The organism is Vibrio sp. STUT-A11 (assembly GCF_026000435.1).
Taxonomy (GTDB): domain Bacteria; phylum Pseudomonadota; class Gammaproteobacteria; order Enterobacterales; family Vibrionaceae; genus Vibrio.
Genome location: NZ_AP026763.1, coordinates 3143286 through 3155145 on the forward strand (window position 1 = coordinate 3143286; position 11860 = coordinate 3155145).

The 11860-nt window shown below is 45.0% G+C and carries 13 protein-coding genes; 5 read left to right on the top strand and 8 right to left on the bottom strand.

What is annotated here, in order from left to right; all coding sequences use genetic code 11:
- Positions 1 to 496: 496 nt before the first annotated feature.
- The 4 genes from rpmG to OO774_RS14685 form a co-directional block, all read right to left on the bottom strand.
- Positions 497 to 667 carry a 50S ribosomal protein L33 gene (rpmG, locus tag OO774_RS14670; RefSeq protein ID WP_004410866.1) on the bottom strand — a complete coding sequence of 57 codons (171 nt, stop codon included), beginning with the start codon at positions 665 to 667 and terminating at the stop codon, positions 497 to 499.
- A gap of 13 nt (positions 668 to 680) precedes the next feature.
- Positions 681 to 917 carry a 50S ribosomal protein L28 gene (gene rpmB / locus OO774_RS14675; RefSeq protein ID WP_264903338.1) on the bottom strand — a complete coding sequence of 79 codons (237 nt, stop codon included), beginning with the start codon at positions 915 to 917 and terminating at the stop codon, positions 681 to 683.
- A gap of 302 nt (positions 918 to 1219) precedes the next feature.
- On the bottom strand, positions 1220 to 1894 hold the full coding sequence (gene radC / locus OO774_RS14680) for a DNA repair protein RadC (RefSeq protein ID WP_264903339.1): 675 nt from the start codon (positions 1892 to 1894) through the stop codon (positions 1220 to 1222).
- Positions 1895 to 2008: 114 nt separating this feature from the next.
- Positions 2009 to 3682 carry a methyl-accepting chemotaxis protein gene (locus tag OO774_RS14685; RefSeq protein WP_264903340.1) on the bottom strand — a complete coding sequence of 558 codons (1674 nt, stop codon included), beginning with the start codon at positions 3680 to 3682 and terminating at the stop codon, positions 2009 to 2011.
- 323 nt (positions 3683 to 4005) lie between these two features.
- Here OO774_RS14685 and coaBC point away from each other — a divergent pair, with 323 nt between their 5' ends.
- The 3 genes from coaBC (at position 4006) to OO774_RS14700 (ending at position 6928) form a co-directional block, all read left to right on the top strand.
- Entirely contained in the window at positions 4006 to 5205 is a 1200-nt protein-coding gene (gene coaBC, locus OO774_RS14690) for a bifunctional phosphopantothenoylcysteine decarboxylase/phosphopantothenate--cysteine ligase CoaBC (protein WP_264903341.1), read from the top strand.
- Between the two features lie 176 nt (positions 5206 to 5381).
- The gene (gene slmA / locus OO774_RS14695) at positions 5382 to 5972 is read left to right on the top strand and encodes a nucleoid occlusion factor SlmA (protein WP_014230582.1); all 591 of its coding nucleotides are present in this window, start codon (positions 5382 to 5384) and stop codon (positions 5970 to 5972) included.
- 5 nt (positions 5973 to 5977) lie between these two features.
- On the top strand, positions 5978 to 6928 hold the full coding sequence (locus tag OO774_RS14700) for a Kdo(2)-lipid IV(A) acyltransferase (protein ID WP_264903342.1): 951 nt from the start codon (positions 5978 to 5980) through the stop codon (positions 6926 to 6928).
- 259 nt (positions 6929 to 7187) lie between these two features.
- Here OO774_RS14700 and pyrE read toward each other — a convergent pair whose 3' ends face one another.
- Complete coding sequence (gene pyrE, locus OO774_RS14705; protein WP_264903343.1) at positions 7188 to 7829, bottom strand: orotate phosphoribosyltransferase; 642 nt, start codon at positions 7827 to 7829, stop codon at positions 7188 to 7190.
- 151 nt (positions 7830 to 7980) lie between these two features.
- Positions 7981 to 8697 (bottom strand): ribonuclease PH, encoded by a 717-nt coding sequence (gene rph, locus OO774_RS14710; RefSeq protein WP_264903344.1) that lies wholly within the window; start codon positions 8695 to 8697, stop codon positions 7981 to 7983.
- A gap of 199 nt (positions 8698 to 8896) precedes the next feature.
- Between rph and OO774_RS14715 the strand changes: the two genes are divergently transcribed.
- Together OO774_RS14715 and OO774_RS14720 are read left to right on the top strand one after the other, a co-directional pair.
- Entirely contained in the window at positions 8897 to 9763 is an 867-nt protein-coding gene (locus tag OO774_RS14715; protein ID WP_264903345.1) for a YicC/YloC family endoribonuclease, read from the top strand.
- 199 nt (positions 9764 to 9962) lie between these two features.
- The gene (locus tag OO774_RS14720) at positions 9963 to 10106 is read left to right on the top strand and encodes a hypothetical protein (RefSeq protein ID WP_237315949.1); all 144 of its coding nucleotides are present in this window, start codon (positions 9963 to 9965) and stop codon (positions 10104 to 10106) included.
- 103 nt (positions 10107 to 10209) lie between these two features.
- Here OO774_RS14720 and OO774_RS14725 read toward each other — a convergent pair whose 3' ends face one another.
- Positions 10210 to 11316, bottom strand: coding sequence for a porin (locus OO774_RS14725; protein WP_264903346.1), 1107 nt, complete (start codon positions 11314 to 11316; stop codon positions 10210 to 10212).
- A 122-nt stretch (positions 11317 to 11438) separates the two neighbouring features.
- Positions 11439 to 11822 (bottom strand): Rid family detoxifying hydrolase, encoded by a 384-nt coding sequence (locus OO774_RS14730; RefSeq protein WP_264903347.1) that lies wholly within the window; start codon positions 11820 to 11822, stop codon positions 11439 to 11441.
- Positions 11823 to 11860: the final 38 nt, after the last annotated feature.

Genomic DNA, 11860 nt, shown 5'->3' on the forward strand with positions numbered 1-11860 from the left:
GGTCCTAGATCCTAGAGTTTAAGTCCTAGGGATGCATATGGAAAATAAAGTGATAAACGTAAATTCTTATATTTGCTTTTTGGGAATACAGGTTACTAAATACCACTCCCATCCCTGCACTGTGTTCTTTACTCCGTAATTCCGAGGAGCCTAAGCGACATCAGGAATCTATTTACAGAAACTAAGTAACCGAAGTTAACACCGCAATATCAGCGCACTCGGACAGTAGATCCTGAATCACGCTCCTTCGTCGCTGTCCAGGATGACGATATTGGGTATCAGGTTACTAAATACCAATTTTATTTATCTTTCCGTAATCTGTAAGCGAAACGTCCTGTATTCCAAGACAACAAACACCTGAGCTTGCGTTTAGCACTGAACTTACCGCAAACACTTCTAGGACCTAGGATCCTAGAACCTAGTTCCTTTCTTTCAGGCAATAAAAAACCCAACTCGAAAGCTGGGTTTTTCAATACGTAAAAGAGTCAGAAACCAATTATTTGATTTTTGCTTCTTTGTACATAACGTGCTGGCGTACAACTGGATCAAATTTCTTGATCTCAAATTTGCCTGGCATGTTACGCTTGTTCTTATCAGTTGTGTAGAAGTGGCCTGTACCTGCAGAAGATACTAGACGGATTTTCTCACGAACGCCTTTCTTTGCCATTGCTTATTTCCTCTTAAACGTTTTCGCCACGTGTACGCATTTCTGCAAGAACTGTATCAATACCTTTCTTGTCGATGATGCGCATACCTTTAGCAGATAGACGTAGTTTAACAAAACGTTTTTCGCTCTCTACCCAGAAACGATGAGTTTGTAGGTTCGGCAGAAAACGACGCTTAGTAGCATTTCGTGCGTGTGAACGGTTGTTACCCGTTACTGGACGCTTACCAGTTACTTGGCATACTCGTGACATGAATGTCTTCTCCAAAATCGTTTCAGCTCGATATCAACCTTGGTGGCCGAACCTCTCTATCTCTCAAAAAGAAGTTAGAGGTTAAGAACCGCTATGGAAAATCCATACAAGGCTATCAAAGGTCGCGCATTATACTAACTTGACATGCATTGCTCAAGACCCGAACAGATCCTTTTTACAGGTTTTCGTGATCTTTTTTTAGACAGCAGGTTTTTCTAGCAGTCCAAGCTGAATTCAGTTTAAAATTTAGTGGCGTGGATAATAGCAGATTTTTTGCAACTAACAACCTAAAAAACGCACAGTTATATCCATCCTCTTTCAGCAAAAGAGACACTTTCTCCATCACCGATGACGAAATGGTCCAAAATGCGAATGTCCACCAGGGCTAACGCGTCGATTAGACGGCGGGTAATTCTTCTATCTGACTGGCTCGGTTCCGCCACACCTGAAGGGTGATTGTGAGCGAGAATCAAGGCTGCAGCGTTATGATACAAGGCTCTTTTCACCACTTCTCGCGGATAAACCGACGCCGAATCCAGTGTTCCTTCGAATAAGATTTCGTCTTTTATTACTCGGTGCTGATTATCAAGAAAAAGAATGTAAAAAGCCTCTCTTTGTCGGTCTCTTAAAATAGAAGAGAGGTACAACTTTGTTTGCTCCGGACTGGTTAAGGCGTCGCCTCGCTTTAAAGTTTCCGCCAAATAACGCTGAGTCATCTCAAGCACGGCTTGTAATTGGACATATTTTGCTTGTCCTAGACCTTTGTGTTGGCAGAATTCTTTCTCTGAGGCAGAAAACAGCTTCCTGAGCGAGCCAAAATCCTGAATCAGGAAATCCGCCAACTCAATCACATTCATGCCTTGTGTGCCTGTACGCAGAAAGATAGCAAGCAATTCAGCATCGCTTAGCGCTTGCGGTCCTCTTTGGAGAAGCTTCTCTCGGGGCATGGACTCATTCGGTAAGGATTTGAGTATCATCGAATGTCTCTTTTAAAGGTAAGAGCCCCTATTCCACAAAATAAAAAGCGAAAGTCGAGGGTGACTTTCACTTTTTCCGTTCTGATTTGATTTTTTGTGTAATTTATTAGTTCATCAGAGTTTAAAGTTTCCAACCAGATCGTTAATCTCGGTTCCGGATTGCGACAGCTTGGTACTGATTGTCTCGGCGTGTTGCAAAGTGTCCGTAATGTTATTGACGATTTGTTGAATCGCGACCAAGTTTTGATTGATATCGTCAGCGACTGCACTCTGTTCTTCTGCAGCTGAAGCGGTCTGAATCCCCATATCCCTGATGGTGCCAATTGAGTGATGAACACTCGATAAAGATTGCTGGATAAGCGCTGATTCTTCTGCCGTTTTCACTCCTCGTTCCTGGCTAGCAGACATAGTGGTCACGGCTCGTGAAACGCCAGTTCGCAACTGCTTCAGCATGTCACCGATTTCGTGGGTGCTATTTTGCGTACGGCTGGCAAGCGAGCGAACCTCATCAGCAACCACCGCGAAACCTCTTCCTTGTTCACCTGCTCGAGCTGCTTCAATCGCCGCATTCAAGGCGAGCAAGTTAGTTTGTTCTGCAATCTCTCCTATCACATCCAGTACTTTGGTGATTTGATCCGTCTGCTGGCTCAGCTCCGAAATAGCGTCTGATGTGCTATTAATCTCCGCAACGAGATCTGTTATCCCATCAATAGCTTGTTCTACTTCACGCTGCGCTTCGGTTACTTGGCTATTTGCATCCTCAATCGCCTCTGCCGTTGCGCTGGTATTACTGGCCACTTCTTTTGCCGTCATACTCATTTGCGTTACCGCTGTCACCACCTTATCGGTTTCCAGACAATGGTTTTGCATTTGATCACTGGCTGTGATGGTTTTGTCATTCAGCTCTTCAGAAACACTCTGCACTGTCGACGCCGAACCATGAATGTCTGTCATTAACGGGTGAAGCTTATCCATGAACTCATTGAATGCTGCAGCCACTTCACCCACTTCATCTTTACTTTCTACTTTCAGTCGAGCGGTTAAATCACCACCGCCAGCGGCGACATCTTTAAGTGAGTTCGCCACATGCTGCAAAGGTTTGATACCTTTAGACACCACGATACTAGTCAAGATACTGGTAAAAATGAGGCCAATGACCGAGATCATCACAGCAAATAAAGTGTTTTGATTCAGCTCCTGAGTACGTAGTTCACGCTGCATAGCAACCTGATGGTCGATATCATCAATGTAAATGCCAGTACCAAGAACCCAATCCCATTTCGGCAAATACTCTGCATAACCTAACTTTGGAGCTTGCGCATCGATGGTTGGCTTATGCCAAGAGAATGACAAAAAGCCATCGCCCTTCTTCGATGAGTCAATTAAGCCAGCAATTACTGCCACGCCATTTTCATCTTTAAGGTTGTACAGATTTTTACCTTCTAGTGATGGCTTAATAGCATGCAACGTATTCACACCCTTTGAGTTGTAAGCAAAGAAGTAACCATCACTTTCAAAGCGCATCGCCTTCAAGATTTCTTTCGCGGCTTCTTTATTACTGCCATTGACGTCAGAATCATAAAGCGGTTTGATCGCGGTTACCCCCATCATCATGTAGGCGGTTAGCTCTTTCTTGCGCGTTTCTAACAACTCATGTCTATCGCGAATCAGCTCCTCTTCTAGGCTATTACTACTATTGATGTAATACACCACTGAAATCAACGTGGTGATCAACAGTAGAGGAACTAAAGAGATCAGCAGCAATTTATTTCGACTTTTTAATACCATGGATTATGACCTTATTTTTTCTTTTCAATCTTTCAAACTAGGCTCAGATTTACTGTGAAGTATGCGGAATTTTTATGGCTGCTCAACCGAATTATATCCCGAGTTTGATTTTGGTTAGTTTCTGAAGAGAAATACCTCTAAATGACTTCAATACTCAGGCTTCATAGCGTTGTAATTGAAACTTGTTCCCAGGTAAGTCGAAAAATAATTGTGGCTCCTTATAAGGACAAGTTGAAGCTGCATCTCGAGGTTATTTGGGGTTATACGGGTGGCAGAAGTTTGAGTTGTGCTAAACTCGTCGCCAGAAAAATTGGAGATCTCACATGCAAACACTAGCAGGAAAGAAAATTCTACTCGGCATCAGTGGCGGTATTGCCGCGTATAAATGTGCGGAGCTAACCCGTCGCTTAATAGAGAGAGGCGCACAAGTACGCGTCGTGATGACCAAGGCAGCTCAGGAGTTTATTACTCCACTCACCATGCAAGCGGTCTCTGGCCACCCAGTCTCTGACAGCTTATTCGATCCCGCAGCAGAAGCGTCGATGGGGCACATTGAGTTGGCAAAATGGGCGGACTTAGTCCTGCTTGCTCCAGCAACGGCAGATTTGATTGCTCGACTGTCGGCAGGGATGGGGAACGACCTAGTGACAACGTTAGTGTTAGCTACTGATTCGCCAGTTGCGGTATCTCCGGCAATGAACCAACAAATGTACAGTAACGTGGCAACACAAGAGAACATCGCCACCCTAGCTCGTCGCGGCATGCACATTTGGGGCCCTGGTGCCGGTGAACAAGCATGTGGCGATGTCGGTCCAGGTCGTATGTTAGAGCCAATGCAACTGGTGCATCTGTGTGAGCAGTTTTTTCAGCCTAAAGTACTCGAAGGAAAATCCGTACTCATCACTGCAGGTCCTACCCAAGAAGCCATCGATCCCGTGCGTTACATCAGCAACCACAGCTCAGGCAAGATGGGCTTTGCACTGGCGAACGCAGCGGCGCAACTGGGGGCGAAGGTCACTTTAGTCAGTGGTCCAGTCAGTTTAAGTACACCTGCTGGCGTGGAGCGCATTAACGTCGCAAGCGCTCAAGAGATGTTTGATACAGTGATGGAGCACGCCACCAGCCACGATGCATTTATCAGCTGTGCCGCCGTGGCCGATTACCGACCTGAAGAGATCGCGTCTCAAAAATTGAAAAAGACCGAAGACAACGACCAGATGGTCATCAAAATGGTCAAAAACCCTGATATTGTTGCGTCAGTTGCAGCAATGACAGATAAGCGTCCGTTTACCGTCGGCTTCGCCGCAGAAACCAATGATGTCGAAACGTATGCGCGAGGCAAGTTAGTGAAGAAAAACCTCAACATGATCTGCGCCAATGACGTATCGGTTGAAGGTCAGGGGTTCAACAGCAATGACAATGCGATGACGCTTTTCTGGCCAGAGGGTGAACTCGCTCTCGCTCTCGAATCAAAACAAGCACTGAGTTTTAGAATCCTCGAAAAAATGCACGCATTAATGTAATTAGTGTTCATTTTTTGATAGCTGCTTATTTTTTAATAAAAGTTGGCGAAAATTTAGAGCATCCATGACAACTGAGGGTGTTATCTCTCCCAAACCACCCTCAGTAGTCTAGTTTGATCCAACTTAGCGTTTTATAATCCCTCCGCTCAACTTTGTATTTTGAAAGGAAATAACTAATGGCCGGCAGTAAAAAATCCAATCGTCGTGAAGAGATCTTGCAAGCTTTAGCACAGATGCTTGAATCTACAGAAGGCGCTTCACGTATTACTACGGCAAAACTGGCGAAGCAAGTTGGCGTTTCAGAAGCGGCGCTCTACCGCCATTTCCCAAGTAAAGCACGCATGTTCGAAGGTTTGATCGAGTTCATCGAAGAAGCGTTAATGACGCGTATTAACCGCATTCTGGACGACGAAAAAGACACTTTAGAGCGCATTCGTATGGTGATGCACCTGATTTTGGTTTTCTCAGAACGTAACCCTGGATTGACACGTATTCTTTCAGGTCATGCTCTAATGTTTGAGAATGAACGCCTGCGTGAGCGAATCAATCAGCTATTCGAACGAATTGAAACTCAGCTGCGTCAAATCCTACGCGAACGTAAACTTCGTGAAGGGAAATCTTTCCCGGTAGAAGAGCGCATTCTTGCCGCGCAGATCCTGGGTCAAGTTGAAGGAAGCCTGAACCGATTTGTTCGTAGTGACTTCAAATATCAGCCTACTGCCAACTTTGATGAATATTGGGCATTGCTCAGCGCACAAATTAAGTAGATATTATGAGTAAAGACAAACTAATGCAGCCAGAGTTTTCTCTTTCCCTTCTTCATCCACGCAACTGGGGCGTATGGATAGGGTTTGGTCTGCTGGCGATCATCGTTAATATTCTCCCTTACCGCTTGCTACTGTCATTCGGCCAATCATTAGGTAAGCTCGGCATGCGTTATGGTAAAAAACGCGTTCACGTTGCCAAGCGTAATCTGGAGCTGGCGTTTCCGGACAAGCCTCAAGAAGACATTGACCGTATTGTCGAAGAGAACTTCAAAAACACTGGTATGGCTCTGATCGAAACCGGCATTACCTGGTTCTGGCCAACTTGGCGCTTTAAAACGCTGCTAGTGGAAAAAGATGTTGGTGCTCTGAAAGAAAAGGCGCAAGAAGGAAAAGGCGTCCTACTCTGCTGTGTGCATGCATTGAACCTGGAAATCACCGCACGTGCTTTTGCCGTGGTGGGGCTTGCAGGTTACGGCGCATTTCGTCCACACGATAATCCAGCTTATAACTTTATCCAGTACTGGGGCCGTACCCATAACGGCAACAAACTGATTGACCGTAAAGACGTGAAAAAGATGATTCGCGTGCTGCGTAGTGGTGAACGTCTGTTCTACCTACCTGACCACGATTACGGACGCAACAAATCGGTGTATGTGCCATTCTTCGCGGTAGAAGATGCCTGTACGACAACCGGTACGAGCATTTTGGCTTATACCTCGAAGTGTGCCATTGTTCCAGGCTCTGGCTTTCGCAATGAGCAGGGCAAGTATGAAATCATCGCAGATAAATGCATTGAAGCCGATTACCCACAAAAGGATGAAGTTGCCGCAGCAGCGTACATGAATAAATACGTGGAAGAAATCATCTTACGCGCTCCTGAACAATGGATGTGGCTACATAAACGCTATAAGACCATGCAGGATGAAAACGTGCCAAAAGGCATTCGTTATAGATAACCCAAGATCCTAGGTTCTAGGTTTTAAAAGGGCCTAGGCTCCTAGGTCCTAGGAAAAGATTTGGGATTACGGAATTTTGGGATTACGGAATACAGACTACGGAATGTACCTATCTGTAGTCCGTACTCTGTAAGCGAAGCGCTCTGTCTTCCAAAACAGCAAACACAAAGCCCACCGTTTATCTCTTGAGGTGCAGCGCGCTACACCTAGGACCTAGGATCCTAAAACCTAGAACCTAGGACCTATGTTTAACCTTCTTTTAAACCCCATATTCCGCGCGGTACGCCTTTACTGCATCTAAGTGTTCCGCTGCATTACCTTTTTCTTCAAGGTAAGTCACTAGGTCACCCAAACTCACGATAGAGATCACCGCGCAGCCGAAATCGCGCTCAACTTCCTGAATCGCAGACAGCTCGCCCTTGCCTTTTTCTTGACGGTCGATAGCAACCAACACGCCAGCCAAATCAGCACCGTTCGCCTTGATGATTTCCATCGATTCACGAATCGCGGTACCTGCTGTGATCACATCATCAACCAGCATAATGCGACCTTCCAGAGCCGAACCTACCAGATTACCGCCTTCACCGTGGTTTTTCGCTTCTTTACGGTTAAAGCAGTAAGGTGTGTCGATATCATGGTGGTCCGCGAGTGCTACTGCTGTTGTCGTCGCGATAGGGATACCTTTGTACGCAGGGCCAAATAGCACGTCAAACTCAATACCTGAGTCTGCTAATGCGGCTGCGTAAAAACGACCAAGGCGAGCAAGGTCGCGACCTGTATTGAAAAGACCAGCGTTAAAGAAGTAAGGGCTCTTACGGCCTGATTTCAAAGTAAACTCACCAAACTTAAGAACTTCTTTCTCAAGTGCAAACTCAATAAATTCACGCTGGTATGCTTTCATGGATTTCTCTCAATTTTCAGTGTGTGGATATAAATATTAAGGACCTAGGTTCTAGGTTCTAGGTTCTAGGTTCTAGGTTCTAGGTTCTAGGTTCTAGGTTCTAAAATAAGTAAAAAAATAGCTTCCTTTGCGGGGAAGCTATTTTTAAAAATTAATTTTCTAACGCCGCCTTCTGCGCCGTGACAATTTCGCTAATGCCGATTTTCGCTGACTCCAGCAGTGCCATCAGCTGTTCGTGACTGAACGGTTCACCTTCTGCAGTGCCCTGGATTTCAATCATCTTACCTTCTTCAGTCATGACCACGTTCATATCGGTATCCGCTGCTGAATCTTCGACATATTCAAGGTCACACAGTACGTCATCACCCAGTAAGCCAACAGATACTGCGGCTACGTGGCCTTTCATTGGGTTCGCTTTTAGCTTTCCGCTCTCAACCAGGTGCTGGAACGCGTCTGCCAATGCAACGCTTGCGCCACTGATAGAAGCTGTGCGAGTACCACCGTCGGCTTGGATAACATCACAGTCAACAGTGATCATAAACTCACCCATCGCTTTTAGATCGACAACAGCACGTAGGCTGCGCGCGATCAGGCGTTGGATTTCCATCGTGCGGCCACCCTGTTTACCACTTGCCGCTTCGCGACGGGTACGAGAGTGTGTTGCACGTGGCAGCATACCGTATTCAGCAGTTACCCAGCCTTTACCTTGGCCTTTTAGCCAGCGTGGTACAGATTCTTCGACGGTCGCATTACACAACACTTTGGTATTACCGAACTCCACTAACACTGAGCCTTCAGCGTAAGCGGTGTAGTTACGAGTAATTTTGATTGGGCGAACTTGGTCCGCCTTGCGATCGTTTGGACGCATGGGCATCTACCTTAAATATGAGGAGAAGACGATTTGGTTGGGCGAAGATTATAGCGGATTCGATTCCGGATTCCTAGGTCACAAGTCATGCAATCGATGCACATTTCCCTAGTACATCGCGCTACATCCCGCGCACCTATTCTCACTCCGTGATACACTCTCTAGGTAATTTTCAAAAAATTGAAGACAGGAAAATTCGATGATTTACAGTATGACAGCGTATGCGCGCAAAGAAGTGAAAGGCGACTGGGGCTCAGCGGTATGGGAAATCCGCAGTGTAAACCAGCGCTACCTGGAAACTTACTTCCGCATGCCAGAACAGTTCCGTGCACTAGAGCCAGTACTGCGCGAGCGTTTTCGTAAGCGCCTAGCTCGCGGTAAAGTTGAGTGTAACCTTCGTTTTGAAGCGAACCCTGCCGCAAAAGGCGAACTGAGCATTAATGAATCACTGGCGAACCAGGTCATTAAAGCAGCCGAGCAAGTGATGCACATGACGGGCGAACTGAGCCGCATCAACCCATTCCAGGTGATGCAATGGCCTGGTGTAATGGAAACACCAGAACAGGACATGGATGAAGTAAACAAAGTTTTACTGGGTGCTTTTGATGAAGCTTTAAGTGAGTTTATCGATGCGCGTGGCCGTGAAGGCGACAACATGAAAGCCCTGATCGAACAACGTCTCGATGCAATTACAGCAGAAGTGGTCAAAGTGCGTGCGCGCATGCCAGAAATTCTGGAGTGGCAACGCGAGCGTCTGTTCTCTAAGTTTGAAGATGCCAAAGTGGAACTGGATCCGTCTCGCGTTGAGCAAGAGCTGATCCTGTTAGCGCAGAAATCAGACGTCGCAGAAGAGTTGGATCGTCTCGACTCTCACGTAAAAGAAACCACCAACATCCTGAAAAAAGGTGGCGCAGTTGGCCGTCGTCTGGACTTCATGATGCAAGAATTCAACCGTGAATCCAACACGCTAGCGTCTAAATCAATCAGCACAGACATCACCGCATCTGGCGTCGAGCTAAAAGTTCTGATTGAACAGATGCGTGAACAGATCCAAAACATCGAATAAGCTTCTAACCTACCTATTAGCATGCTTAAGGCCCTTTTTTATAAGGGCTTTTTTATGTGCTTGGCCTACAACACCGAACCTAACCAATCAAAAAATAGAACAATAATTAAACTTTTTTTGATTAAATATTTGACACCTATCACACCAGTAGTAAAATACGCCCCGTTCTTAGACACGTACCAATAACTACGGTGAAAAAATGAACTCAGCACTTTTATCAATATTAGACGGTAAAAATAATCTTGAATTAGGAAAAGTGTTAACGCCTTCAATCTCTGCTGCACTGATGTGTTTTTCAACAACAGCAGTTATTGGACTGTTAAGTCTAATTTCTATGGCATAGTTTACTGCCCGTCAGAATTCAAAATAGAAAAGACGCTTACCATAGCGTCTTTTTGTTTGATTACCCCAGTCCAACATCCGTATCTGTCGCCCCTCAGACCAGACTAGAATGCATACAAAATTGTCATACCACTTAAGGTATCCTCTTGCTTTCCTGCACCCAAATTATCTTCTTCTGTTTTTCTAACTTCACCAGAAATAATCAACTGCGGTGTCGCATGGTAGCTTAAACCAAATGAGTAAATGCTACGTTCCCCATCCATATTTACCGAACTGTCATCAAAATCAACTTGCGAAAGGTAAATATAAGGACGTAAGCCAATGTTGAAGTAATAGTGTGCATACATATCGTAAGCGCTAGCGTCAGCATAGAGGTTTGCTTTAGTGCTTTCGGTCACACGGTAATACAATAAATCGGTTTCATGCGCTTTCTTACCATCAGTAAATGCAGCAGAAATTTGAAACCCTTCATATCCATATTTTGCTGCAACTGTCGTCAGTTCCTGGGAGTCGCCATCATTAAGTCCGGCAAAAGAGGTGCCCTCCACTTTGTTTTGCATATGAGTTGCGCCAAGACTTAAACCAAAGTCAAAATCATAGCTTACCGCCAGGGCAACGTTGTTATCTCGACCTAAGTTCTGATTGTATCGGTTGTTTACCCCATTAAAGCCATACTGAGCAGAGACATTCAGCGAATCGAAGCTCTTGCGGTAAACAACCAGGTTGTCACCACGAGCTGTGGCCATAAAGCCACCATCTTTACCATCACTGAATAATGGTGTTGCATCCGGATCGAACACAATAAGGTTATCCATGTATCCCGCGACATCATGATACGCGGAATATTGCTTACCGACTCGCACACTACCGAACTCTTGATTTGCAACCGTAATATAGCCCAGCCGACTTCTGAACTTATCACCATTCTGCGTTTCAAATTCGTTCGAAGGAGGGTTTAGAATCGTATCCCACTCAAATTTTACATCGGTTGACCAACCGTTCTCTAATTGACGCTCGATCGCAATACCTAACGTACTGCGGCTGGCATTAAAGTAGTGATCAAGGAATTGAGCGGGTTGCCAATAATCCATTAAAAATGCGCCAGATACTTCTACCTTGTTTACTTCATCTTGATACACCGTCAGCGCATGCGATTGATTTGAAAGAATTAAACCAGAGATGAATAGTATATTTTTATTATTTAGTTTCATTTCACGTTCCAACATTTATAAAAAACGGGCACAAAAAAAGCATGACAATAAATCACATTATGAAATTATCATGCTTCTATTTTTAAATAGGTGTAGAGGTGTTAAAGCGTATTCAGCGGTCGTTATGTCGTTGCTATCACTTCAATTTCCACTTTTGCATCCATGGGTAAACGAGCGACCTCAACGCAAGATCGAGCAGGGAATGACGCGTTGTGATTCTCAAAAAAGTCACCGTAAACTTTGTTAACAACAGGAAAGTCATTTAAGTCTTTAACAAATACGGTTGTTTTCACAATGTGCTTAGCGCTCAACCCGGCCTCTTCGATGATGGCCAAAGCATTGTTTAATGATTGCAGCGTTTGTTCAGCGACATCCTCCGACATCTGTTTTGTTTCTGGGTTAATTGGAAGCTGACCCGAGGTCATGATCATGCCACCTAAATTAACACCTTGAACATATGGACCAATAGCTAAAGGCGCTTTTGAAGTACTAATAATATTTGTCATTTTTTATCTCAAGTCAGTTGTAAAAGTTGCGATTTGTT

Coding starts and splice junctions, on each gene's coding strand:
- rpmB (WP_264903338.1), bottom strand. CDS start 917: ATGTCACGAGTATGCCAAGTAACTGGTAAGCGTCCAGTAACGGGTAAC.
- OO774_RS14725 (WP_264903346.1), bottom strand. CDS start 11,316: ATGAAACTAAATAATAAAAATATACTATTCATCTCTGGTTTAATTCTT.
- OO774_RS14720 (WP_237315949.1), top strand. CDS start 9,963: ATGAACTCAGCACTTTTATCAATATTAGACGGTAAAAATAATCTTGAA.
- pyrE (WP_264903343.1), bottom strand. CDS start 7,829: ATGAAAGCATACCAGCGTGAATTTATTGAGTTTGCACTTGAGAAAGAA.
- rph (WP_264903344.1), bottom strand. CDS start 8,697: ATGCGTCCAAACGATCGCAAGGCGGACCAAGTTCGCCCAATCAAAATT.
- OO774_RS14700 (WP_264903342.1), top strand. CDS start 5,978: ATGAGTAAAGACAAACTAATGCAGCCAGAGTTTTCTCTTTCCCTTCTT.
- rpmG (WP_004410866.1), bottom strand. CDS start 667: ATGGCAAAGAAAGGCGTTCGTGAGAAAATCCGTCTAGTATCTTCTGCA.
- radC (WP_264903339.1), bottom strand. CDS start 1,894: ATGATACTCAAATCCTTACCGAATGAGTCCATGCCCCGAGAGAAGCTT.
- coaBC (WP_264903341.1), top strand. CDS start 4,006: ATGCAAACACTAGCAGGAAAGAAAATTCTACTCGGCATCAGTGGCGGT.
- OO774_RS14715 (WP_264903345.1), top strand. CDS start 8,897: ATGATTTACAGTATGACAGCGTATGCGCGCAAAGAAGTGAAAGGCGAC.
- OO774_RS14730 (WP_264903347.1), bottom strand. CDS start 11,822: ATGACAAATATTATTAGTACTTCAAAAGCGCCTTTAGCTATTGGTCCA.
- slmA (WP_014230582.1), top strand. CDS start 5,382: ATGGCCGGCAGTAAAAAATCCAATCGTCGTGAAGAGATCTTGCAAGCT.
- OO774_RS14685 (WP_264903340.1), bottom strand. CDS start 3,682: ATGGTATTAAAAAGTCGAAATAAATTGCTGCTGATCTCTTTAGTTCCT.